The following is a 23,570-nucleotide window of genomic DNA, read 5'->3' as shown; positions in this document are numbered from 1 at the left end:
GCCCATAGTCAGACAAACTGGACCACTCGACAACGGCCTCGTCGAGGGGCATGTCTCTCCCCTGCCGAAGGAGGATTGTCATGCAGAAATCGATCGAACGCGTCGCCGGTGACAGCGAGGGCGTTTCTTACGAATTCCCGGTGTTCCGCTTCGCTGGAACCGACAAATCAGCCCCCTCCGCCTACCTGCAGGCGGCACTCCACGCCGGCGAGCTTCCGGGCGTCGTCGCCATCGACGCGCTTATGCCGATGCTCGACAAGGCTGAAGCCGAAGGCCGCATAAAAGGCTCGTTGACAATCGTGCCCTGGGCCAATCCGATCGGCCGCGCCCAATATCATTTCGGCGAGCATCAGGGCCGCTTCCATCTGGGCACCCGTACCAATTTCAACCGCGGCTTTCCGCTGTTGCCCGCGCCGGATACCGCACTGTTGCCGGACACCACGCTCGGCACGGCCGACCAACAGCTGAAGACCCGGCTGGTGCAGCTGTCGTTTGGCCACGATATCGTGCTCGACCTGCATTGCGACGACGAGGGCCTGGCCTATCTCTACATCCACACCAGCCTGTGGCCGGCCATGGCCGACTGCGCCGCCGCCATGGGCGTCGATGCGGTGTTGCTGTGGGGTGAGGACGCCGACGGCACGTTCGAGGGCGCCGCGATCATGCCGTACCAGAACGCGCCCGCCGATGTGGCGCGGTTCGACCGCCGCGTCGCCACCACGGTCGAATATCGCGGCATGCTCGATGTCGATGGCGCCCTCGCCGCCGCCGATGCCGAAGGGCTGTACCGACTGCTGGTCGCGCGGGGCGTGATCATCGACACCACCCAGCCCGCGCCGGGTCCCTTCACCGGCGTCGCGGCACCGCTTGAAAACATCGAGATGATGCCGGCGCCCCGTGCCGGCGCTGTCCTCTATGACGTGAAGCCAGGCGATCGCGTCGCCAAGGGCGCGCGCCTCGCCACCATCGTCCACACGCCGGGCGAAGCCGGCGGCCGCACGGAAGTGTCCGCACCGCAGGACGGCGTCATCCTCACGCGCCGTTCCCGCCGCATCATCCGCGCCGGCGAGGACCTGCTGAAACTGGTTGGCGACAGGAAGAGCGCGGACGCACGGTCGGGTACGCTGGAGGCCTGAATCAAGCGGCCCGAGCGCGTCGCGCCTTAAGCCGCAGGCCCTATCCTGAAATGGCCTGACGCGCCTTGGCCTCCAGCCACTCGGCCATCTGCCGGTAAGGCACAGGGCCATGGCTGACGCGGGCAACGCCGAGCTCAGCCAGCCGCTGGCGCGGAGGCACATGCGCCAGCGCGATGATGTTGACCGGCAGCGCGGTCGCACCGCAGAGCGTCTCGATAAGGCCCTCGTCACCAAGACCCGGCGCGAAGAAACCGTGCGCACCAGCCTTTTCATACGCCTGCGCCCGCTCGATGGCCTGGTCGAGCAGGATGTCATCATGCGCATCCGGCTTGGCCTTGAGGAAGATATCGGTTCGTGCGTTGATGAATGCCGGGATACCTGAGGCCTTCACGGCGGAAGCAGCGGTTTCGATGCGTTGTACCTGGACGGCGATGTCGTGCAGGCCGCTGCCGCCAACAATCTGGTCTTCAAAATTGAAACCGATGGCGCCGGCACGCAGCGCCAGCGTTACCGTGCGAGCAACGAATTCCGGGTCAACGCCGTAACCGCCCTCGAGGTCCATGGTCACCGGCAGGTCGACAGCGGCAACGATGCGTTTGATGTTGTCGAGCGCCAGCTCCAGCGGAATTTTCTCGCCATCGGCGTATCCGAAGGCGGCCGCCACTGGCCAGCTTCCGGTCGCGATGGCCTTGGCTCCCGCCTTCTCGACGATCTTGGCCGTGCCCGGATCCCAGGCATTGTAGAGGACGACAGGATTTCCCTTCACGTGCAGGGCGTGGAATGCTCGTGCGCGTTCAATTTGGCCGGTCATTGATGTCTTTCCCGTCTTTCCGCTGTCGGACACCAAGGGTAGACGGGGCTGCCGGCTTTGACGATGTGCCATGAGGTGTAGAAGCGGCAGCCACTGAACAGGCTTTCAAACCTGTTGCGCATCCCGGTTTTCGCGGCTATGGATTTCGCCATGAACATGCGTTCGATCAAGACCATTTGGTGGTGGGCCTGCTGACAGCGGCCTGTTCGAACGCGTGCGCGTAAAAATGGAAGGTGGCCGCAACGGAATATCCGGGCGGCCATTTGTTTTTTCCAAGCCATCCCCGGGTCCGTTGCCCCAAGAAGCTGAAAATACCCAAGACGCTGATGGAGACGGCAATGACGACGATGAAAGTTCTGGAAAACGGGGCCGAACAGTTCGTGACCGCGGGCGGCGTGACCATCACCCGCGAGCGCCATGACCGGCCTTACGAGGGCGCGATCGATGCCTATATCGATGGACTGAATTCGCGCCGGGGTGCCGTCTTTTCCTCGAATTACGAATATCCCGGCCGCTACACGCGATGGGACACCGCCATCATCGACCCGCCGCTGGTGGTCTCCGCACGCGGCCGCGCCATGCGCATCGAGGCCTTGAACGGCCGCGGCGAGGCGCTGTTACCGGTCATCGGCAAGACACTTGGCGGCCTCGCCGAGGTGACGATCACGGAAACCTCGAAAAAGCTCATTCGGCTCGACGTCGCCAAGCCTGGCCGTGTCTTCACCGAGGAGGAGCGCAGCCGCGTTCCCTCTGTCTTCACCGTGCTGCGCGCCATCACGGCGCTGTTCAAGACGGCGGAAGATGCCAATCTCGGTCTCTACGGCGCCTTCGGCTACGACCTCGCCTTCCAGTTCGATCCGGTCGACTACAAGCTCGAACGCAAGGCGAGCCAGCGCGACCTCGTGCTGTTCCTGCCCGACGAGATCCTCGTCGTCGACCATTATTCGGCCAAGGCCTGGACCGACCGCTACGACTATTCCGGTGACGGGTTTTCGACGGAAGGGCTGCCGCGCGACGAAGTCGCCGAGCCATTCAAAAGCCCCGACCGCATTCCGCCGCGCGGCGACCATGAGCCTGGCGAATATGCCAACATCGTGCGCAAGGCGATGGAGAGCTTCAGGCGCGGCGACCTGTTCGAGGTCGTGCCCGGCCAGATGTTCTATGAGCGCTGCGAGACACAACCGTCCGAGATTTCACGCAAGCTCAAGGCCATCAACCCCTCGCCCTATTCCTTCTTCATCAATCTCGGCGAAGGCGAGTATCTGATCGGCGCCTCGCCGGAGATGTTCGTGCGCGTCAACGGCCGCCGCATCGAGACCTGCCCGATTTCGGGCACCATCAAGCGCGGCGAGGACGCCATCTCCGACAGCGAGCAGATCCTGAAACTGCTTAATTCGAAGAAGGACGAGTCCGAGCTGACCATGTGCTCGGACGTCGACCGCAACGACAAGTCGCGCGTCTGCGAGCCGGGTTCGGTGCGCGTCATCGGCCGCCGCCAGATCGAGATGTATTCGCGCCTGATCCACACAGTGGATCACATCGAAGGCCGGCTGCGAGAAGGCATGGATGCCTTTGATGCATTTTTGTCGCATGCCTGGGCGGTCACCGTCACCGGCGCGCCAAAATTATGGGCTATGCGCTTCATCGAGCAGAACGAGAAGAGCCCGCGCGCCTGGTATGGCGGGGCGATCGGCATGGTCAACTTCAACGGTGACATGAACACCGGCTTGACCTTGCGCACCATCCGCATCAAGGACGGCATCGCCGAGGTGCGTGCCGGCGCCACTTTGCTCTTCGACAGCGTTCCAGAGGAAGAAGAAGCCGAAACCGAACTGAAGGCATCCGCCATGCTCTCCGCCATCCGCGACGCCAAGGCCGGCAACGCCGCAAGCACCGAGCGCACCACCGCGCGCGTCGGCGATGGCGTCAACATCCTGCTGGTCGACCACGAGGATAGCTTCGTCCACACGCTGGCCAATTATTTCCGCCAGACCGGCGCCAATGTCTCGACCGTGCGCACGCCGGTGCCCGAAGAAGTGTTCGACCGGCTGAAGCCCGACCTCGTCGTGCTGTCGCCCGGCCCCGGCACGCCGAAGGATTTCGACTGCGCCGCCACCATCAAGAAGGCCCGTGCCCGTGACCTGCCGATCTTCGGCGTCTGCCTTGGCCTGCAGGCGCTGGCCGAGGCCTATGGCGGTGAACTCAGGCAGTTGCACATACCCATGCACGGCAAGCCGTCGCGCATCCGCGTCTCCAAGCCCGGCATCATCTTCTCCGGCCTGCCCAAGGAAGTCACCGTCGGCCGCTACCACTCGATCTTCGCCGATCCGGTCCGACTGCCCGACGATTTCATCGTCACGGCCGAGACCGAGGACGGCGTCATCATGGCCTTCGAACACCGCAAGGAACCGATCGCCGCGGTGCAGTTCCATCCGGAATCGATCATGACCCTCGGCCACAATGCCGGCATGCGCATCATCGAGAACATCGTTGCCCACCTGCCGCGCAAGGCCAAGGAAAAGGCCGCCTGACGAACATGGTCGAAGCCGGGAACATGATGGCGATCGAAGCAAAGGCGGCGGCCAAGAAGAAGGTGGCAGCCCTCGCCTTCTGGTCGATCATCATCGCGGCTGTCGTGCTCGGCCTGAAGCTCGCCGCCTGGTATCTCACCGGCTCCGTGGCGCTCTATTCCGACGCGCTGGAATCGATCGTCAACGTCATCGCTTCGGTCGCCGCCTTCTGGGCGATCCAGGTCAGCCACAAGCCGGCCGACCAGGATCATCCGTTCGGCCACCACAAGGCCGAATATTTCTCGGCCGTGCTGGAAGGCGTGCTGATCGTGCTCGCGGCACTCCTGATCCTTAACGAGGTCTGGCGCTCGTGGCAGACGCCGGCGCCACTGGAAAAGCCCTGGAACGGCCTTGCCGTCAACGGCGTCGCCACGGTTATCAATGCCTTCTGGGCATGGACGCTGATCCGCGCCGGCCGGGCCCAGAAATCACCGGCGCTGGTTGCCGACGGCAATCACATCATGACCGACGTGGTCACCTCGATCGGCGTCTTCGGCGGCCTTGTCGGCGCCATCCTCACCGGCTGGCAGATCCTCGATCCGGCACTTGCCGTCATCGTGGCGCTGAACATCCTGTGGCAGGGCTGGCATGTCATCGGCTCGTCGATGAACGGGCTGATGGACCGCGCCGTCGATACGCAGGAGCGCATGCACATCCGCGACATCATCTCGGCCAAAAGCAAGGGCGCGCTGGAGGTCCACGACCTCAAGACCCGCATCGCCGGCCGTGCCACCTTCATCGAGTTCCATCTGGTTGTCGACGCCGACATGACGGTCGGCGACAGCCACGTCATCTGCGACCGCATCGAGGACGCGCTGAGGGCCGAAATCCCCTCCGTGCGCGTCATCATCCATGTCGAGCCCGAGGAAGAGGCCAAGCTGCCCAAAGGCACGACCGCCGTTCCGTTCGCGTAACCTCGCGCTAGAGCAGAATCTGATCATTCCGGCTCATATCCTGTTGCGGCGAAGTAGTTGGCGCACTCGGTTGGTGTGAAGCAAGGCAGTGCGGCGCTGATGGTATCCCACAATTCCGCGACGGTTCGTGCGGCGGCTTTGCGTAGAATCGATTTCAGCTTGGAAAAGGCGTTCTCGATCGGGTTGAAGTCGGGGGAATAGGGCGGGAGGAACATCATCCTTGCGCCGGTTGCTTCGATCGCCACACGGGCGGCTGCGCTTTTGTGCGCCGGCAGGTTGTCGAGGATCACGACATCGTCGGGCCGCAGCGTCGGCACGAGAACCTGCTCGACATAGGCGACAAACCATTCGCCAGTCATCGGGCCGTCCAGGACCATTGGCGCGGTCATGCCAGTGAGGCGCAGGGCGCCGGTGAACGTCGTCGTCTTCCAATGGCCATGCGGGATTGGCGATCGGCACCGCATCCCGCGCTTCGTGCGCCCCCGCAGTCGAGCCATCTTTGTCGAGGCTCCGGTCTCGTCGATGAAGACCAGATGCTCGGGATCAAGATCGGGCTGGGCGTCGAACCAGGCGTTTCGTCGCGCCGCCACGTCTGGCCGCTCCTGCTCGCTGGCGTGCGCCGTTTTTTTTGAAGGTCATGGAGTGACGATCGAGAAACCGCCAGATCGTGCTCGTCGCAAACGACGCGCCATGCTCCTGTCGCAGCAACTCGGCGAGTTCGACCAGCGTGATGTCCACCCGCCTCTCGATCGCCGCCAGGATGATGTCGCGATACGCTTCAACGCGGTGGGACCGCCTGTCGCCGCCCTGCGGCTTTGCGCAGGTGGCTCCGGTCTCGCGCCATTCCCGGACCCAACGCACCGAGCTTGCCGCCGCCACGCCAAATCGCGCCGCTGCCGCCCGTCGCGACAGGCCGCCATCAACCGCTGCGACCACCCGAGCCCGCAAATCTTCCGATAAGGATTTCGCCATGCCATGCCGGCCTCCGAATCCAGCAGATATGCTGAATCAGATTTCCAATCCCAACGAAACCCCTATCGATTCTATCCGCTCGGATTTTGCTCTAGCTTGCGATTTGCTAAGGTCTGTCGAGATTCAGGTCAGGCCGAGCCGAGAATGGCGGCTTCCGAGAACCGGAGCGGAGCGTACTTTAAGTACGTGAGCACCGGAAGCGCAGGAAGCCGCCGTTCGCAGGCCGGCATCACCTGAATATCGGCAGGCCTACGGCGCGCAGGCCGATTGCGGCATTGGCTGCAGGCGGTAGACCTTGTCGTCGGATTTCGTCTTGCCGTCGGCGGCCTTCGAGCAGAGATCGACGATGGGCAGGCTGCTGTTGGGGTTGGCCAGCATCATCGTGCCGTTGGCGCCGCGACGCAGGAAGATTTCCTTCTGCGCGATGTCGCAGGAAAAGTCGCTCATCTTCGCGCTTGCAGCGCAACGCCATTGGTCCGCCTCGCCCTGGCAGGAATAGATCTGCGTGACCTTGCCCGACTTCTGCCGCTTGGTCACCGACACGGCAATGTCGGCTCCATTCGGCCAGTTCGAGGCATCGCCATCCTTGGCGAACGAGGCCAGTTCGAGTGGGCCTCGGAAAACCCGGATCGACTGCGTGAGCTGGCCGGTATGACCAGCCATATGCGCGTCATCGTAGTCGCGTCCGTAGCAGAACGCCTGGTCCGGCTTCAGCCGCTCGCGCAGCGGTGCGCCGAGCGCCGGATCGACCGGATCTATCAGCGCGAACTCGGCCTTGCAGGTCGCTGACGGCATGGAATCCAGAAGGAAGCCGTCATCCTCCTTGCCAAGCGCCTGCTTGTTGTATTCGGCGGTGCCCAGCTCTTCCTCCGACCCCGCATCGAGATAGAGATCGGGCTGCACGTCCGAGATCACCAGACGGCCCTTGTCGTCGACCTTCAGCGACGCCAGGGTGCGGTCGCAGTCCATGCCGCAGTGGATGCCGCTGGACTTGTCGCCGGGATCTTGCCTGTTGCACCAGCCCCCGGCCCAGTCGGGCTTGCTGGCGCCGCGCAGGGTCGTGGTCATGAAAGCGTTGTAGGATGTGTCGGAACCGGGTGCCGGCTCCTCGTTCGGACGGCTCACCGGATCGTGGCCGTAGTAGAAGAAAATCCGCGCCACTTTTTGCTGCGGGTGTGCCTTGAGATGGGCGGCATCGTAGACGCGGCCGAAACAGGCATCCTTGCCGTCCGGACTGAGTTCGCTGAGCTTGGGCGCATCGTCGGCGAAGGCCGCGCAGGACAATAGTGCAAGCAGCGCCGTACCGAACCCGGCGCCCAGAACTGCCTTCAACGCCATGTGACCTCTCCTCGCATCGACAGGACGTTGTTCCATTTTATGCTAGGATCGGGGCCGAGGCCACGCAATTCGCGGGCAGGCATGGGAGGACGGTGTGATGCGACGCCGCGACATTTTTCGCGTGGTTCTTGCCGGAGCAGGAACGCTTCTTGGCCTGCGAACAGCGGCAGCGGCCATGGCGGAGGAAAAGCCGAAGGTCGCCTACCATCTGAGCGACGTCGACAAGGTCGGCTTCGTGCTCGGCAACATCAAGAACCACTATGAGGGCACCGGCGGCAATGTCGAGATCGTGCTGGTCGTGCATGGCCCCGCACTTGCCGCCTTCAAGTCGAAGAGCGCCTCCGGAGCCATCTCCAGCCGCCTCTCCGGGCTGACCCAGCAAGGCCTCAGCCCCTATGCCTGCGCCAACACCATGCAAGGCATGGATATCGCACTGACCGACCTGCTCGACGGCTTCCACGCCGCCGACAAGGGCGGCGTCGTCAAGCTCGCCGAACTGCAACGCCAGGGCTATGCGTATCTGCGGCCATAGTGCACAGTCCTGAGAAGGCCGGGAACAGCCGGGCCCGTTGGAAATCCCTGGAGGAATTGCGGTGCCGCAAAACACGCTCTCGATCCCCGATCTCGCCGGCAAGGCGGTGCTGGTCACCGGCGCCTCGACCGGTATCGGTGCGGCACTGGCACTGGCCTATGCCGCTCAAAACAGCCGGGTGGCGCTGCACTACAATTCGAGCCGGCAGGCCGCCGAGACACTTGGCGGCACCATCCGCGACAAGGGCGGCGAGGTGTTTCTCGTCCAGGGCGACTTTTCGGTGCCCGCCGATGTCGAACGCGTCGTCGAGGAGAGCGCGCAACATTTCGGCCGCCTCGATGGCCTCGTCAACAATGCCGGCGGCATGCTCGGCCGTATCCCCTATGCCGAGCAGACCGAGGCCCATTACGATGCGGTGATGGACCTCAACGCCCGCTCCGTGCTGACCGCTTCGCGCAAGGCGATCCCATGGCTGAAGAAACAGGGCGGCTTCATCGTCAACACCTCCTCGATCGCCGCGCGCAATGGCGCCGGCGGCGGCGCCGGGCTCTACGGCTCGGCCAAGGCCTTCGTCTCCAATGTGACGCGCGGCATGGCCAAGGAACTGATCGGCTTTGGCATCCGCGTCAACGCCGTGGCGCCGGGCACCATCGCCACCCCTTTCCATGAGCGCTATTCGACCGACGAGCAGATGAGGGGCATGGTCGCCACCATCCCTCAGGGTCGCGCCGGCACGGCTGAGGATTGCGTCGGCGCCTATCTGTTCCTCTCCTCCGATCTCCTGAGCGGCTACATCACCGGTCAGGTGATCGAGGTGAATGGCGGCCAGTTGATGCCTTGAACCGCTAACTGCATACTGGCGGCTCGCATGCTCTTGTCGGAGGCTTTGAAGGGAGACGAATGGAATGTACGGATTGATCGGCAAGATGCGGGCGACGCGCGGCCAGCGCGATGCTGTGATGGACATCCTGCGTGCCAACACCGGCGCGCTGCCGGGATGCCTGAGCTATGTGATCGCCAGGGACCCGGCCGACGCCGACGCGATCTGGGTGACGGAGGTGTGGACGGACGCCGCCAGCCACAAGGCATCGCTGCAGCTGCCGGAAGTGCAGGCAGCCATCGCCGAGGCACGCACGATGATTGCCGGCATGGAATTCCGCATAGAAACTCACCCCGTGGGCGGCTTCGGCCTGTCTCCCGCCAAGACCGATTGACGCCAAGGCGCGTCCACTTCGGCGCCGCTACCCCTTCGTCATGCATGCTCCAGGACCGCGTCGGCGTCCATGACGATGCGCACGCGTCCGGCATTCACGAGCAGCCGCATATGGTGATAGCGCACCAGGTAGCGCGCCACGACAACAGCTGCCCCCAGGCCTGCTAGCGCCCCGACGCCAAGCGCCCAGCGCGGGCCGAAACTGTCGGCCACCCTGCCGACGATCGGCGCCCCGATGGGCGTGCCACCGAGCGTGATGGCCAGCAGGATGGCCATGACGCGGCCGCGCATGGCGGGTTCGGTCGACAGTTGCACCAGGCTGATCGTCGAGGTGGTGACGGTCTGCGCCGAAACGCCGATAACGATGAGCGAGAGGCCGAACAGCCAGTAGTTGGGCATGAGCGCGGCCAACGCAAAGCCAGAACCGAAGACCGCCGCGCCAGCCAGCAGAGACACCATGCGGGGCCGTTCGCGCCGGGCGGCGAGCAACGCGCCGGCGACTGAGCCGATCGCCATTGTCGACGTCAACAGCCCATACTCGCTTGCCCCGGCATGAAAGACCGAGACGGACATGGTCGAGATGAAGATCGGAAAGTTCAGCCCGAACGTGCCGATCAGGAAAAGCATGAAAAGGATGGCCTTGAGGTCGGGACGACCCCAGACATAGGCAAAACCCTCGACAAGGCTGCCCTTCGTTCGTCGCGCCTTGTCCTTCAGGTGAAGCTCGCCAATACGCAGCAGGCCAAGCGAGGCAAGGACGGCTGCGAACGACGCCGCATTGATGAGAAAAACCCAGCCGGAGCCGACGGAAGCGATGAGGGTGCCGGCGACGGCGGGACCGATCATCCGCGCCGCGTTGAACGAGGTGGAGTTCAGCGCCACCGCGTTCGACAAATCGGCCTCGCCGACCAGGTCCGAGACGAATGTCTGGCGAGCCGGCGCATCGAACGCGGTCGCGCAGCCGAGCAGGAATGCGAACAGATAGACGTGCCACAACTGGACGAGCCCGGCGATGGTGAGCAGGCCAAGGCCAAGCGCAAGCTGGACTTGCTTCGGTAAAGTGGAGAGCGGGTTGCTCATTCGGCGGCGTTTCGCTCGAACTGCATCGGGCTGATGTAGTCGAGCGCGGAATGCCGCCGGATGGGATTGTAGAAGCCGTCGATATATCGGGCAATGGCGGCTTGGGCATCGGCGCGGGTAAGGAAAGAGGTGCGCCAGATCAGTTCAGTTTTCAGCGTCTTGAAGAATGTTTCGACCATGGCGTTATCAAAGCAATTGCCCTTGCCTGACATTGAGATGATGACGCCGGCGGCACGCAATTCGGCTTGGTAGTCGATAGAACAATATTGGCTGCCGCGGTCGGAGTGGTGAATGAGGCCGGGTTCCGGCTGCCGCATGACGAACGCCTTGTTGAGCGCTGCCAGAGCCAGGCTGCGGTGTAGCCGGTTGCCAGCAGCCCAGCCAACGACCTTGCGGGCAAACAGATCGATGACGACAGCAAGGTACAACCAGCCCTCCCGCGTCCAGATGTAGGAGATGTCGGCACCCCATTTCTGGTTGGGACCAGTGGCGGCAAAATCCTGGTCGATGACATTGGGGGCAACCGGAAAGGCGTGTTCGCTGTCCGTCGTGCGCTTGAACCGCCGCTTCTGTCTTGCCTGGAGGCCATTCTCCCGCATCAGACGCGCCGTTCGTCGCCGGCCAATGGCAAAGCCATTGTCTTGCAGTTCCCGCGTCATGCGCGGGCTACCATAGGTTCCGTTCGACAGCGCGAACGACGATCGCACATGCGCCAGCATTATCATGTCGTCGCGCTGCCGGCGGCACGCCGGCCGGCGCCCCCAGGCAAAGTAGCCGCTCGGGCTGACACCCAGCGTCGCGCACAAACGGTCCACAGGGAAATCCTTCTTCGCCTGGTCGATGAGCGCGAACCTCACCGACTTCCCTCCTTGACGAAAAAAGCCGTCGCCCGTTTCAAGATATCCCGCTCCTGCCGAAGGATTTCATTCTCCCGCCGCAGCCGTTTCAATTCAGCGGCGACATCAGCATCAGGCGGACGCCCAGGATCGCCCATCTCACGATCCAGCTGCCGACCCATCCATCGCGTCAGCGTCGAGAAACCAACACCAAGATCCTCCGCGATCTGCCGCTTCGTCCGACCGCTCGTTCGCACAAGGCCAACCGCCTCCGCCTTGAACGCATCCGTAAACTGTCTCTGTTTCGTCATCGAGGTCGCCTTTCATCAGAAGGAAACTCTCCACTTTTTCGGGGCAAGTCCAAGCAGGCCCATGGCGCCTTGCGTGACCAGCAGGAGCTTGCGCCGGTCGAGATGATCGGCGGCAAAGCCGGTCCATGGCAAAAGCAGGATCTGCGGAGCGAACTGCAGCGCCATCACCACGCCCATGGCGGTCGCGTTGTTATGGGTCAGCTGGGTCAGCACCACCCAGTCCTGGGCGGTGCGCTGCATCCATGTTCCGACATTGGACACGATCGCGCCGCCGGCCCAGACCCGGTAGTTGAAGCCGGCCAGCGAACGAAAAGTGCCCTTGGCCGGATCGCTCATCCGTCGACCGGAAAGTTACCGCCATTGAAGCGGCCGAAGTGGCGCGCCATGAACAGTCCGATCAGGAGAGCACCCAGTCCAAGTGCTACGACATCAGCCGTGGAGCGCAGATCGAAATCGCCGACGCGGATCACCAGAAGATATCCGATCACCAGGTTCAGAAATCCCCACAGCACGTTCACGGTCGATGAGGAATACCCCTCGCCGCGCGGCTTGGCGAAGGGGCTTTGAAAGGGCTGCCCCATAACCCCGCTGACGAAATGCGGCACGGCATTCGTCAGGAAGGCGCCGCCGAACAGATAGGAGACATAGTCGAGCCATTGCATCGTCAGGCACTCCCCTTCGCCAGCAGACCGAGGATGTCCCGGGTCGTGCCGGTTTCGCCCAGACTCGGAAAGACATGCGCGATGCTATTGGCATAGGCATTGAGATTGGTGTCGGTCATGGCATCGACGGCGAGCGTGACATTGAAGCCGAGATCGCGGGCATGGCGTGCGGTGGCCTCGACGCCCATGCTGGTGGCGACGCCGACGATCACGACCTGGGTGACGCCTTCGCCCTTTAGCCAGGCTTCGCGGTCGGTGTTGACGAACGCGCCAGCGGTACGCTTGGTCACGATGTGATCTGTCGGTTGCTGCTTCAGCTCAGGGACAAGATCAGCCCAGCCGTCGGGAAAGCTGCCTACGCGAGGTGGCTGTTCCGTTCGGCCGGGAGGCGCGCCGGCAACGTTGACGAGCACGACCGGCAAGCCGCGACCGCGGAACGCATCCGCCAGCAAGCTTGCTTGCCTCACGACCTCGCTCGTTGGATGGGCGGTGGGAAACGCGACGATGCCTTTTTGCAGGTCGATGACGATGAGTGCCGTTTTCGGGTCAAGCGTGGTGACTGCCATGGTGTTTCCTTTCGGCGACCGGAACGGCGGTGCACATTTGGATGGTGATCAGGAGGCGGCGAGCCGCTTCAGCAATTCGATGGCGTCAGCCAATTGCTCCTCCTCCCGTTGGTCAAGATTCGTCTGGATGGCGCGGAACAGCCAGTCCTGCCGGGCTGCCCGCCCGGCCGTAATCATCTCGCGGCAGGCCGCTGTCAGTGAAAGGATGGTCTGCCGGCCATCGCCCGGATCCGGTGCGCCATCCACCAGACCGGCCACTTCCAGCGTCGACACGATGGCGCCCATCGATTGCGGGCGCATGTTCTGGGCGCGCGCCAGCATCGTGACCGTCGCTGGACCTTCGCGTTCCAGATGCAGCAGCACCGACTTCTGCGATGAGGTCAGGTCGCCGACATCGGCCTGCTCACGCAGGCGGCGGATCAGCCTGCTGACCACGACCCGAAGCTCCGCCGCGATAGTCAGGGCGCGCCCTGCTTCAGGATCGTCCTTGTGGGTCTGGTCATCATCCATCGCAGATCTCTCGCATATATGAATATAAACTACAAAGTTTTCCTTCATATATGGAGTCACAAGGCTGTGATCCCGCCGGCCCCGTTCCGTGCGCGGTCGGCGCCAAACTATCGCTCAGCGGAAAACCGTTCGGACAGGAAGTCGATGAAGACGCGCACCTTTGGCGAAAGGTAGCGATTGGATGGCCACAACATCCGGAATTGACCGCTGCCGTCGACATGATCGTCGAGAAGGCTGCGCAAGGTGCCGGCGGCCAGCGCATCGCACACCAGAAAATCGGGCATGCAACCGATGCCGAGGCCGCTGATCGTCGCGCCCTTCAAGGCTTCCATATTGTTGCAGGTCAGCACGGTGCGGATCTCCACCTCGCCCGCGCCCGTGGTCAGCGGCCATTCCTGCACCTTGCCGCTGTTGGGAAAACGAAAGCGTATGCCCAGATGCTGCCGCAGATCGTTCGGCGTCGCCGGAAGGCCATGGCGCTCGAGATAGGACGGTGCCGCGCACAGATGCAGCCGGAAAGGACCGAGAGGCCGCGCCAACAGCCGCGAATCCGGCAGGTCGCCGCTACGGATGGCAACATCGATGCCCTCCTCGATGATATCGACAATGTGGTCGTTGAAGTCGATGTCGAGCTCAATGTCCGGATAGCGCGTCATGAACGCGGGCAGCACCGGCAACAGCATATGGTAAGTGACGATCGGCGTTGAGACGCGAAGCCGGCCATGCGGCGTCTCGCGCGTTCGCGACAGCATCGCTTCGGCATCGTCTATGTCATCGAGTATGCGGCGCACGCGTTCGTTGAACAGCTTGCCCTCCTCTGTCAGACCGATCCGCCGCGTGCTGCGCTGAAGCAGGCGTACGCCGAGCTCCTGCTCCAGCCTAGCAACGCTCTTGCCGACCGCCGAGGGTGAGAGGCCGAGCACCCGCCCGGCGGCCACGAAGCTGCCCAGCTCGGCGGTACGGGCAAAGGCCAGAAGGCCGCTGAGACGATCCATCACTTCCATCCATTCGAGCGTTTCGGTCCGGTATGAATGGAGATTTACCACCATTCCGCTGGAAATGTCGCCGACCTATCTTGTCAGCAGAGGTCGGCCGCCGGGGCCTTGCGATGCCGGCGACAGCGAAAAATCCTCCTTCAGGACAGGAAAATCCATGACGTCAACGATCCGATCCGCCGGCGCGGCGCAGCGCTGGTTCGTCCTTCTTTCGGTATGCCTCGCCGCGATGACGATGCCGCTGACCTTCACCGGGCCGGCCGTCGCCCTGTCGCGCATCGCCGGCGAACTGGGCGGCGGCCCGATCGAGCTCAACTGGGTGACGAACGCCTTCATGCTGACCTTCGGCGCCAGCCTGATGGCGGTGGGCGCGCTCGCCGACAATCATGGCCGCAGGCGCATATTCCTGGCCGGCCTGCTCACCTTTGTCCTCGCTTCGCTCGCCGCGACGCTCGCGCCGGATATCGTCTGGTTCGACATCTTCCGGGCGGCGCAGGGCCTAGGCAGCGCGGCTGCATTTGCCGGTGGCGCATCGGCTCTCGCCCAGGAATTTGAAGGACCAAGCCAGTTGCGTGCGTTCAGCCTGCTTGGCACCAGCTTCGGCATCGGGCTCGCCTTTGGGCCGATCGCCTGCGGCATGCTCATCGATGCTTTCGGCTGGCGTTCGATCTTCCTTCTCGTCGTCGGACTGGCGGTCGCGTCTTTCATCCTCGGCGCGCGCCATCTCCGCGAATCCCGTGACCCGGACGCGGCAGGCGTCGATTGGCCGGGCGCCGCCACCTTCACGCTGGCGCTCGCATCCCTCACCTATGGCGTGCTCAGCGCCCCGCAAAGCGGCTGGACGAGCCCCTTCGTAATCATGCTGCTCACTGTCGCCGTACTTTTCCTGGCAGCCTTTGTTGTCATCGAACGGCGCGTGCGGCGGCCGATGCTGGATCTCACGCTGTTCCGCTATCCGCGCTTCGTCGGCGTGCAGCTTCTCGCAGCCGCACCCGCCTACGCCTTCGTGGTGCTGCTGGTGCTGCTGCCGATCCGCTTCATCGGCATCGAGGGCATGACCGAGGTCCAGGCGGGGCAAATGATGATCTGCCTGTCGGGGCCGTTGCTGGTGCTGCCGATGCTTGCCGGCCTGCTGGCTCGCTCTGTCGCCCCGGCCACGATCTGTGGCATCGGCCTGCTGATTGCGGCAGTCGGTCTGGTCTGGCTCAGCCAGGTTCCGGCGGACGGTGCCGTTGTGATAGCACCGCTGCTGACGATCGGTATCGGCATCAGCCTGCCATGGGGATTGATGGACGGGCTTGCCGTCAGCGTCGTACCCAAGGAACGCGCCGGAATGGCTGTCGGTATCTTCAACACCACTCGCATCGCTTCCGAGGGTGTGGCCCTGGCGATCGTCAGCGCGGCCCTTTCGGGTTTCACGGCCACGCGGCTCGCCGCACGAGGCGTCACTTTGAACGCGACCGAAGCGGCCCAGCTGCTGGTTACCGGCAATCTTGGCGCAGCCATGAAAAGCCTGCCGCAAACCGACAATGCCATGCTGGTCCACGCTTACGAGACGGCCTTCGATACGCTGCTGATGGTGCTGGCGGCGATCACCGTCTTGACCGCCATCGTCGTCTTCCTCGGCCTTCGGCGCGGACCGGCGTCGGAACACGAGACGCCCGCTCTGCAGGCATGCCAGGAAGCAAAGGCATGATCCCGGAAAGTGGAATTCCGGTTTTCGGAAAAGGTCATGCCAGAAGAAGAATCAGGCGATCACCAGGCTTGAAATGAGGTCGCCGTCCAGCTTGAAGGTCATGTCACCTTCGCCGTTGAAGCCATTGCCGGTCACGGCAATGCGCACGCGGCAGGCGCCCTTGGCCGGGGCGATGCTGACGATGCGCAACCTGGACTGAACCCCGATATTGTCGGACTCGTTCCACTGCGCGATCTGCTGGCGCCCGCGGAACTTGCGGCCCCAGTCGATCAGCACGGCATCGTCGGTGAAGGTACCCAGGAAGGCCTCGGTGTTACCTTCATTGGTCGCCTCGACAAAGCGGTGGATGGGACAGTTCGTATCCATTAGTCGAGCCGATGCATCAGGTCGTCGTCCAGCCAGCGGGCGAAGAAATAGACCAGCTGCTTGTGCCACCATGGCCAGTCGTGGCTGACATCGCCGCCCCAATAGTCGACCCAGGCGGGAATGTGCTTGTCGCGCAGGATCTGCTCCAGCGCCCGTGTCTCGACCAGCATGCGCTCTTCCCAGGCGCCCTGCCCGCAGCAGAAGATCAGCCGGAGCGCCTTCAGGCGGCCAAGCAGCTTCTGGTCGACAATGCCCGGCAGATAGTCGAGCGGCGAATTGTAGAAGATGTCGCCCTCGAGCGCCTTGCCGAAGAAGTCGCGGCTCGAATAGACGCCCGACAGCGCGATGACGCCGCTGGCCAGTTCGGGAAAGCGGAAGACGAAGTTCGACGAATGATAGCCGCCCATCGAGCAGCCGCAGAACAGCGGCTTCAGGTTCCGCCCGCCATTGGCCTCGGTGGCTGTCGACACCAGTTCCGGAAGCGCTTCCTCGCGCACATAGCGGAAGTAGGCCTCGTGGCGGCCGATGCGGTGGGCGGCATCGACATGCTTGTTGAAGAAGGATTCCGAGTCGATGCCGTCGAGCGTGAACAGCTGGATGCGGCCGGTGTCGATGAAATCGGCCAGTGCCGCCACCGCGCCTGAATCCTCGAATTGGTAGAAGCGCCCCTGCGAGGTCGGGAACACCACCACCGGGCGGCCGGCATGGCCGTAGCGCTTGTATTCCATGTCGCGGCCGAGGTTGCGGCTGAAACCCTTGTGGTAGGAAATGTCCATCGGGCCTATGCCTCTTCCGCATGGATGTAATCGACGGCGGCGCGCAGCGCCTCGGGGTCTTTCGAGCGCATCTGGTAGGCGTAATTTCCCATGGCGCGGCTGAAGACCTCTTCGATGGCCTGGTGGTGGACGATCTTGTCGCCATGCGCGGCCAGCACGTCCTCATGGCCGTGCAGATACGCCAGGTGCCGCTTGCGGCTGGCATAGGCGGTGAAATACTTGCCCTCATAGGGTCCGCCGGCGGCATCCTTCACCACCATGTCGGCCCAGGCGGCATAAACGTCGATGTCGAACGTATAGTTGATGGCATCGGTCATCCACGCGCCGGGCGGGCGCATGTTGACCTCCAGCGCGATGACGCGGTCGTCCGTGGTCTGGAACAGCTCGATATGGAAGAATCGCTCGCGCACGTCGAACGCCCTCAGGATCTTGCGCCCGGCCTCCTCGACCGCCGGGTTGATCCTGGGAAAGCAGATATAACTCATATGCCGGTCCCTGTTGACCACATCCATCACGCTCTGGTCGTAGCGATGGCTGGCGGCCAGCACCACCTCGCCGTCCCGGTTCACCAGCCCGTCGAAGGTCACTACCAACCCCTCGATGAACTGCTCCATGACGAAGTTCACATTCGCGGGCTTGTCCTTGAAAAACGTGTCGAGCTCCCTCGCATTGGAAATCTTGTAGGTGTTCGAGGCGCCGGAGCCGGAATCCGGCTTGACCACGACGGGATAGCCGACACGGCGGATGAAGGTCATCGCCCCGGCGCGGTCGGAGCATTTGCGCTGCGGGATGGTCTCGACGCCGCTCTTGCGGAAGAAGGCGCGCATGCGGCTCTTGCGCTTCAGATTCTTCACGAAATCGAGCTTGGTGCCAAAAATGTTGAAGTCGGTGCGGATGTTGGCTTCCAGCTCCAGCCAATGCTCGTTGAGCGACTCGAAGCGGTCGATGCGGCCCCATTTGTGGATGAAGTGGCCGATCGCCCGGAACACGGCGTCATAGTCCTCCATGTCGGGGATGCGGTAGTATTCCGACAGAGCCGCCTTCAGCTTGCCGTCCAGCACATCGAAAGGGGCATCGCCGATGCCGAGCACCGTGGCGCCGGCCTTCTTCAGCCGATCGCAGAAATCAGCGCCATTGGCTGGAAAATGCGGCGAGAAGAACACGAAGTTCATGGACGACCCCTCCTCACGGCAAGGCGCAACAACCTTCACCACCGCCAAGTGTGGCGCATTTGCCCTGTATGGGAAAGAGTGTCCGGCACGGGCAGCCGTGCGGCCCCACTTGCCTCCCTTTGGCCGCTCCTGTATGAGAACCGCCATGAACACGCGCGTCCCCTCCGTCGCTTCCCGTCAGACCGGCTTTGCTGGCCAGACCGTGCGCGCGCTTGCTTCCACCCTGCTTCTTCTCGGCCTTATCGGCGATCGCCGGGTTCGCTGAAGGAGCGCCCGGCGGTCGAACCGCCGCTCACGCGCATGCTCCTTGGCCAGTCACAAAATTGGCAATTCACAATCAGCGAATGAAATTCTGGTAAAGGCGCCGCTCGGCACCAAATCCGCTTGAAGGCGGACCCGCGAGCCGCCGGGAGACAAGACAATGAACGCACGCGAAGACATCCGATCGAATGCCGCGACGAGCGGCAAGGACGCCGTACGGGGCATGCCGGACGCTGCCCGTAAGTACCAGCCCTACCCCTTGGTCGGTCTCTCCGACCGCACATGGCCATCGAAGGTCATCGACAAGGCGCCGATCTGGTGCTCGGTCGACCTGCGCGACGGCAACCAGGCGCTGATCGACCCGATGGGCCACGAACGCAAGGCCCGCATGCTGGCCCTGCTGCTCGACATGGGCTTCAAGGAAATCGAGATCGGCTTCCCGTCGGCCTCGCAGACGGATTTCGACTTCGCCCGCTGGTGCATAGAAGAAGGCAATGTGCCTGACAATGTCGACCTGCAGGTGCTGGTGCAGTGTCGTCCGGAACTGATCACCCGAACCTTCGAGGCCTTGCAGGGCGCGAAGACCCCGATCGTGCACTTCTACAATTCGACCAGCGAGTTGCAGCGTCGCGTCGTCTTCGAGAAGGACGTCGCCGGGATCAAGCGGATTGCCACCGACGCCGCCAAGCTGATCACCGACATGGCGGCAAAGGCCGGCGGCGGCTACCGCTTCCAGTACTCGCCGGAAAGTTTCCCGGGCACCGAGCTCGAAGTGGCGCTGGAGATCTGCAACGCCGTCACCGAAATCGTCAGGCCGACGCCCGGCAACAAGCTGATCATCAACCTGCCGTCGACGGTCGAATCCTCGACGCCGAATGTCTATGCCGATCGCATTGAATGGATGATCCGGCACCTCGACAATCGCGACAACCTGATCATTTCGCTGCATCCCCACAATGATCGCGGCACCGGCGTCGCCGCCACCGAACTCGCCTTGATGGCCGGCGCCGACCGCGTCGAGGGCACCTTGTTCGGCAATGGCGAGCGCACCGGAAATGTCGACATCGTCAACCTCGCGCTCAACATGTACACGCAAGGCATCGATCCGGAACTGGACTGCTCTGACATCAACCGGATGAAGGACGTCTACGAATACTCAAACCAATTGCGGATCCCGGAGCGCCATCCCTATGTCGGCGAACTCGTCTACACGGCTTTTTCCGGGTCGCATCAGGACGCCATCAACAAGGGCATGAAGGCGCTGAAGAAGGCCAACACAAGCCTGTGGGAAGTGCCGTATCTGCCGATCGATCCAGCTGATGTCGGCCGCAGCTACGAGGCGATCATCCGCATCAACTCGCAGTCCGGCAAGGGCGGCATTGCCTACGTGCTGCAGGCGGACCACGGCCTCAACCTGCCGCGCAACTTGCAGATCGAGTTCAGCCAGGAGATCCAGTCGATCACCGACGCGGAAGGCAAGGAAGTGCCGGCCAAGCGCATCTACGAGCGATTCCTCGATGTCTATGTCGACCAGCCGGGCGCGCGCCTGAAATTCCTCGACCACCACACCTACCCGGACACCGAGGTCAAGGGCCGACGCGTCGTCGAAGCCGTTATCCTCGACAACGGCAAGGAAGTGACGATCACCGGCACCGGGACAGGCCCGATCGACGGCTTCGTCGACGCCCTGTCACGCCATGTCGGGGTGGAGATGTCGGTGCTCGACTATTCCGAGCATTCGATGCAGCGCGGCTCGAACGCCTCGGCCATTTCCTATGTCGAGATGGAATATCCCGGCGGCAAGCTGTTCGGGGCCGGCATCAACACCAACATCGTGGCCGCTTCGCTGGAAGCCGTGGTGTCCGCCGCCAACCGGATTGTCGGCCGCAAGGCCGGCTGATCTTTCACGTGTCGGCGGTGTCGCACGTCCGGACTTAGGCAACGCTGGCGAACAGCCTGATTTTCACATGACCCGGCAAGCCAGATAGGTTTGCCGGGTCATGTGTTAACCACCGGAAAATTCTCCAGTGAGGTACGTGATCACATAATACGACCGCGCTTGTACGCCGGTGCGGGACCTATATGATCAGACCTTAACCTGTGCCGACTTCGAGAGGATCGACACTTGCAGCATGCCCCGCCTGCCGCCCCCGCAGTGCGCGAAACACTTGAGCGACTGCTTGCCAGCGAAACGTTCGGGCGGTCAGAGCGTGCGCGCGAGTTGCTCCGTTACCTTGTCGAGCGCGAACAGGCCGGCGAAGCTGACCGGCTCAAGGGCTTCTCGATCGCGATGGATGTTTTCGGCAAGGACGGCGACTTCGATTCGTCGACCGATGCCGTCGTGCGAGTCCAGGCAGGCCGGCTGCGCGAGTTGCTGCAGCAGTATTTCGCCAATGAGGGTATTGACGAGCCGGTCCGCATCGCCATCCCGCGCGGCGGCTATGTTCCGGCCTATGAACTAAACGCCATCCGCCTGCCGGAGCCGGCAGAAGCGGTCGGGACGCCTATCGCCGCCCTGCTCGAACAGCCCGCTGAGTCCGACATCGGCGCCGATACCGCCGCCCTCCCGGCTCCGCCGGCAGCCGCGCCGGCGGTCTCGGTGCTCAGGCAGCTCCAGTTCTTCTGGGCGGCGATCGCCCTGGTCATCGTCATGCTGGGCGTGCTCATCCTGCGGCAAGGCAGCGGCACCCTGCTGGCGGGTGGTGACACGCCATCAACGATCGAGACCGCGGGAGCGACCAACAGCATCTCGACGGCGCCGGTGGAAACCCTTCCGCTTGTCTACATCGCCATGAGAACCAACAGTGACGAAGCCGGCCGTGTCGCCGCCTCGCTGCGCGCCGGACTGACCGGCTTCGACACCGTCAACTTCATCAGCCGTGACGCCGATAGGTCGCCCGATCCTGCCGCGGACGCCGCCAGCTTCGTCTTCGACATCATGCCGGGCCCAGGCACGGGCGATATCACCCTCGAGCTTCAGAGCGTCGCCACGGGTCGTGTCCTGATGTCACGCAGCCTGACTGCCGCCGACAGCGCCCCTTCCACCGTCGAGGGCAGCGTCGCCGCAATCCTGAGCTCAGCTGTCCCCGCCTCCGGCACCATCTATAATTATATCGAACAGAGCGGCCTGCAGACCGACCTGACGCAATGCCTGATCCTGAACGATAAATATTACCTCGACCAGAACGACAAGACCCACGAGGCCGCCTATCGCTGTCTCGAAAGTCTCGCCAGCCGCAGTGCTAAGTCGTCGCTCGTCTATTCGGAGCTTGCTTCACTACATCTCGAGGCGGTTAGCGACCACTACGCCTATCCGCCCGATGCATCGATCGACAAGGCGCTCACGTTTGCCCATCGTGGTGTGCAGATGGGACCGACCAGCCCCTATGCGCATCGCGCCTACGGCTACATCAATTCGCGTGTCGGCAACGCGGAACAAGCCGTCAGTTGGATGCGCAAGGCCTATGAACTCAACCCATATGACCTCGCAATGGCCGCCGCCTATGGCTACGGGCTGATCTTTGCCGGCGAATACGCCGAGGGAACGCCGATCATGGCCCATGCGGTGGACACATCCAGCGGGCACCCGACATGGTGGGATTTCGGGCTCTTCGTCGGTGAATTCATGCTTGGTGACATGAAGAAGGCCGCCGCCGCCAGCACCGCGCTCAGAACCACGGCAACGAAATCACACTATCTTGCCGCCCGGCTGATCAGCGCCAGAGCCCTTGGGCGCGACGCACTGGCAGCCAGACTTCTGGACGAACTGACAACCAAATTTCCGAAATTCGCGGCCGATCCGCGTGCGACATTCGTCGAGAGGCGATATCCCGCCGATCTTACCGACCGACTGGTCGAGGCCTTGCGTGCCGCCGGGCTCGGCAGCGCCAGCTAATATACGCCAATAATATCCTTTTGGTTAGTCGACCAATCGCGAAAATTTTACTGGCCATCGTGCTGGACATGGAGCAATCCAGCCACAATTGACGTCCTGTTGTCTTAAAACCCATCTGATTCATGATCTCATCACTTTATGCTGCGGAACAAGGCGTTGGCCCGAAGGTCATCGTGTTGCTGCATGGATTCGGCGGTGGCCATGATGTCTGGCGCGACGTGACCGTGCCTTTGCTGAACGGCGCGCGGACGCTGGCCTATGACTTGCCCGGCCATGGACTTTCACTGGATTTTCCGGGCGCAGGCACGGCCAAGGTGGCAGCCAACGCCGTTCTTGCCGATCTGGCGGCGCGCGGAATAAAACGGGCCCACCTCGTCGGTCACTCGATGGGGGGAGCCATTGCCGCGCTGATGGCGGCAACCGAGCCTGCACGGGTTGCGTCGCTCACGCTTCTGGCGCCGGGCGGCTTAGGTCACGAGATCAACGCGGCATTGTTGCGCCGGTTTGCCGCCGCCGTGGACAAGGACGAGATCCGTGCCTGCCTTGCCGCCATGTCCGGCCCGCAACAGGTGCCCACGGAGCACACCGTGGAGGTCCTGTTTGAAATGCGCGGACGTCCCGGCCAGACGCCAAGACTTGTCGAGATCGCGGCCGCCATGACCCGCGACGACCGGCAAGGCGTCATCCCGCGCCCATGGATCGAGGCATTGAACATGCCGGTGATGGTCGCCTGGGGCACCGAGGACACCGTGCTGCCCGTTACCCAGTCCGATGACTTGCCGGCGCACTTTCACCTGCACCATGTGCTGGAGGCCGGCCATATGCTGGTCGAGGAAGCCCCCGACCTCGTCGCCGAAATCATACGCCGCAACATGAACCGCCGCGGCCGGTCCGGTCGTCCAAGACTCGCCGGCGCGGCGAGCTGATCGCCCCTCAGGTCCACCCATTCTCGTCAGTG

General features: G+C 63.2%; 23 protein-coding genes. 10 read left to right on the top strand and 13 right to left on the bottom strand.

All coding sequences use genetic code 11. The annotated features are described in order from the left end of the window. Positions 1 to 80 precede the first annotated feature (80 nt). A complete protein-coding gene (locus LGH82_RS26615; RefSeq protein ID WP_227345572.1) occupies positions 81 to 1,136 on the top strand; it encodes a succinylglutamate desuccinylase/aspartoacylase family protein in 1,056 nt (351 codons plus the stop codon). Between the two features lie 40 nt (positions 1,137 to 1,176). Here the strand turns inward: LGH82_RS26615 and LGH82_RS26610 are convergent, their stop codons facing one another. Continuing rightward, positions 1,177 to 1,947, bottom strand: coding sequence for an isocitrate lyase/PEP mutase family protein (locus LGH82_RS26610; protein ID WP_227345571.1), 771 nt, complete (start codon positions 1,945 to 1,947; stop codon positions 1,177 to 1,179). Between the two features lie 326 nt (positions 1,948 to 2,273). Here LGH82_RS26610 and LGH82_RS26605 point away from each other — a divergent pair, with 326 nt between their 5' ends. Then, a complete protein-coding gene (locus tag LGH82_RS26605; protein WP_413771396.1) occupies positions 2,274 to 4,478 on the top strand; it encodes an anthranilate synthase in 2,205 nt (734 codons plus the stop codon). Positions 4,479 to 4,483: 5 nt separating this feature from the next. Next, a complete protein-coding gene (locus LGH82_RS26600) occupies positions 4,484 to 5,431 on the top strand; it encodes a cation diffusion facilitator family transporter (protein ID WP_319799895.1) in 948 nt (315 codons plus the stop codon). A 23-nt stretch (positions 5,432 to 5,454) separates the two neighbouring features. Here the strand turns inward: LGH82_RS26600 and LGH82_RS26595 are convergent. Together LGH82_RS26595 and LGH82_RS26590 are read right to left on the bottom strand one after the other, a co-directional pair. Continuing rightward, a protein-coding gene (locus tag LGH82_RS26595) for an IS630 family transposase (RefSeq protein WP_227343924.1) occupies positions 5,455 to 6,403 on the bottom strand; the annotation gives its coding sequence in 2 pieces (ribosomal slippage) (positions 5,455 to 6,061 and positions 6,060 to 6,403; 951 coding nt in all). A gap of 249 nt (positions 6,404 to 6,652) precedes the next feature. Further along, positions 6,653 to 7,741 (bottom strand): hypothetical protein, encoded by a 1,089-nt coding sequence (locus LGH82_RS26590; RefSeq protein ID WP_227345569.1) that lies wholly within the window; start codon positions 7,739 to 7,741, stop codon positions 6,653 to 6,655. 97 nt (positions 7,742 to 7,838) lie between these two features. On the opposite strand from LGH82_RS26590, the gene LGH82_RS26585 reads away from it, so the two are divergent. The 3 genes from LGH82_RS26585 to LGH82_RS26575 all read left to right on the top strand — a co-directional run bounded on the left by LGH82_RS26585 (position 7,839) and on the right by LGH82_RS26575 (position 9,487). After that, positions 7,839 to 8,273 (top strand): DsrE family protein, encoded by a 435-nt coding sequence (locus LGH82_RS26585; RefSeq protein ID WP_227345568.1) that lies wholly within the window; start codon positions 7,839 to 7,841, stop codon positions 8,271 to 8,273. Between the two features lie 61 nt (positions 8,274 to 8,334). After that, positions 8,335 to 9,114: an SDR family NAD(P)-dependent oxidoreductase gene (locus LGH82_RS26580; RefSeq protein ID WP_227345567.1), complete on the top strand. Its 780-nt coding sequence runs from the start codon at positions 8,335 to 8,337 to the stop codon at positions 9,112 to 9,114. Between the two features lie 64 nt (positions 9,115 to 9,178). Then, positions 9,179 to 9,487, top strand: coding sequence for a putative quinol monooxygenase (locus LGH82_RS26575; protein WP_227345566.1), 309 nt, complete (start codon positions 9,179 to 9,181; stop codon positions 9,485 to 9,487). A 38-nt stretch (positions 9,488 to 9,525) separates the two neighbouring features. Here LGH82_RS26575 and LGH82_RS26570 read toward each other — a convergent pair whose 3' ends face one another. The 7 genes from LGH82_RS26570 to LGH82_RS26540 form a co-directional block, all read right to left on the bottom strand. After that, the gene (locus LGH82_RS26570) at positions 9,526 to 10,566 is read right to left on the bottom strand and encodes an MFS transporter (protein WP_227345565.1); all 1,041 of its coding nucleotides are present in this window, start codon (positions 10,564 to 10,566) and stop codon (positions 9,526 to 9,528) included. Beyond that, a protein-coding gene (locus LGH82_RS26565; RefSeq protein ID WP_413771365.1) for an IS3 family transposase occupies positions 10,563 to 11,713 on the bottom strand; the annotation gives its coding sequence in 2 pieces (ribosomal slippage) (positions 10,563 to 11,449 and positions 11,449 to 11,713; 1,152 coding nt in all). Before LGH82_RS26565 ends, LGH82_RS26570 begins: the two co-directional genes overlap by 4 nt. Before the next feature lie 15 nt (positions 11,714 to 11,728). Then, positions 11,729 to 12,049 (bottom strand): MFS transporter, encoded by a 321-nt coding sequence (locus tag LGH82_RS26560; RefSeq protein WP_413771395.1) that lies wholly within the window; start codon positions 12,047 to 12,049, stop codon positions 11,729 to 11,731. Next, a complete protein-coding gene (locus LGH82_RS26555) occupies positions 12,046 to 12,375 on the bottom strand; it encodes a hypothetical protein (protein WP_227345564.1) in 330 nt (109 codons plus the stop codon). The genes LGH82_RS26560 and LGH82_RS26555 overlap by 4 nt, the downstream gene beginning before the upstream one ends. Before the next feature lie 2 nt (positions 12,376 to 12,377). Further along, the gene (locus LGH82_RS26550; RefSeq protein ID WP_227345563.1) at positions 12,378 to 12,941 is read right to left on the bottom strand and encodes a cysteine hydrolase; all 564 of its coding nucleotides are present in this window, start codon (positions 12,939 to 12,941) and stop codon (positions 12,378 to 12,380) included. Positions 12,942 to 12,989: 48 nt separating this feature from the next. Next, entirely contained in the window at positions 12,990 to 13,451 is a 462-nt protein-coding gene (locus LGH82_RS26545) for a MarR family winged helix-turn-helix transcriptional regulator (RefSeq protein ID WP_227345562.1), read from the bottom strand. 107 nt (positions 13,452 to 13,558) lie between these two features. Next, positions 13,559 to 14,446: a LysR family transcriptional regulator gene (locus LGH82_RS26540; protein ID WP_227345561.1), complete on the bottom strand. Its 888-nt coding sequence runs from the start codon at positions 14,444 to 14,446 to the stop codon at positions 13,559 to 13,561. Between the two features lie 157 nt (positions 14,447 to 14,603). On the opposite strand from LGH82_RS26540, the gene LGH82_RS26535 reads away from it, so the two are divergent. Beyond that, positions 14,604 to 16,142, top strand: coding sequence for an MFS transporter (locus LGH82_RS26535; protein ID WP_227345560.1), 1,539 nt, complete (start codon positions 14,604 to 14,606; stop codon positions 16,140 to 16,142). Between the two features lie 51 nt (positions 16,143 to 16,193). Here LGH82_RS26535 and LGH82_RS26530 read toward each other — a convergent pair whose 3' ends face one another. Genes LGH82_RS26530 through LGH82_RS26520 form a run of 3 tightly spaced genes read right to left on the bottom strand, consistent with a single transcriptional unit; the run spans position 16,194 to position 18,456 of the window. Continuing rightward, the gene (locus LGH82_RS26530) at positions 16,194 to 16,508 is read right to left on the bottom strand and encodes a nuclear transport factor 2 family protein (RefSeq protein ID WP_227345559.1); all 315 of its coding nucleotides are present in this window, start codon (positions 16,506 to 16,508) and stop codon (positions 16,194 to 16,196) included. Next, complete coding sequence (locus LGH82_RS26525; protein WP_227345558.1) at positions 16,508 to 17,284, bottom strand: esterase family protein; 777 nt, start codon at positions 17,282 to 17,284, stop codon at positions 16,508 to 16,510. Before LGH82_RS26525 ends, LGH82_RS26530 begins: the two co-directional genes overlap by 1 nt. A gap of 5 nt (positions 17,285 to 17,289) precedes the next feature. Then, the gene (locus LGH82_RS26520) at positions 17,290 to 18,456 is read right to left on the bottom strand and encodes an ATP-grasp domain-containing protein (RefSeq protein ID WP_227345557.1); all 1,167 of its coding nucleotides are present in this window, start codon (positions 18,454 to 18,456) and stop codon (positions 17,290 to 17,292) included. A gap of 421 nt (positions 18,457 to 18,877) precedes the next feature. Between LGH82_RS26520 and leuA the strand changes: the two genes are divergently transcribed. The 3 genes from leuA to LGH82_RS26505 all read left to right on the top strand — a co-directional run bounded on the left by leuA (position 18,878) and on the right by LGH82_RS26505 (position 23,538). Beyond that, positions 18,878 to 20,617: a 2-isopropylmalate synthase gene (leuA, locus tag LGH82_RS26515; RefSeq protein WP_227345556.1), complete on the top strand. Its 1,740-nt coding sequence runs from the start codon at positions 18,878 to 18,880 to the stop codon at positions 20,615 to 20,617. A 225-nt stretch (positions 20,618 to 20,842) separates the two neighbouring features. Then, a complete protein-coding gene (locus LGH82_RS26510; RefSeq protein ID WP_227345555.1) occupies positions 20,843 to 22,612 on the top strand; it encodes a tetratricopeptide repeat protein in 1,770 nt (589 codons plus the stop codon). Positions 22,613 to 22,734: 122 nt separating this feature from the next. Continuing rightward, complete coding sequence (locus LGH82_RS26505) at positions 22,735 to 23,538, top strand: alpha/beta fold hydrolase (RefSeq protein WP_227345554.1); 804 nt, start codon at positions 22,735 to 22,737, stop codon at positions 23,536 to 23,538. Positions 23,539 to 23,570 lie beyond the last annotated feature (32 nt).

Source organism: Mesorhizobium sp. PAMC28654 (genome assembly GCF_020616515.1).
Classification (GTDB): domain Bacteria; phylum Pseudomonadota; class Alphaproteobacteria; order Rhizobiales; family Rhizobiaceae; genus Mesorhizobium.
This window is presented reverse-complemented; position numbering and strand designations above follow the sequence as displayed.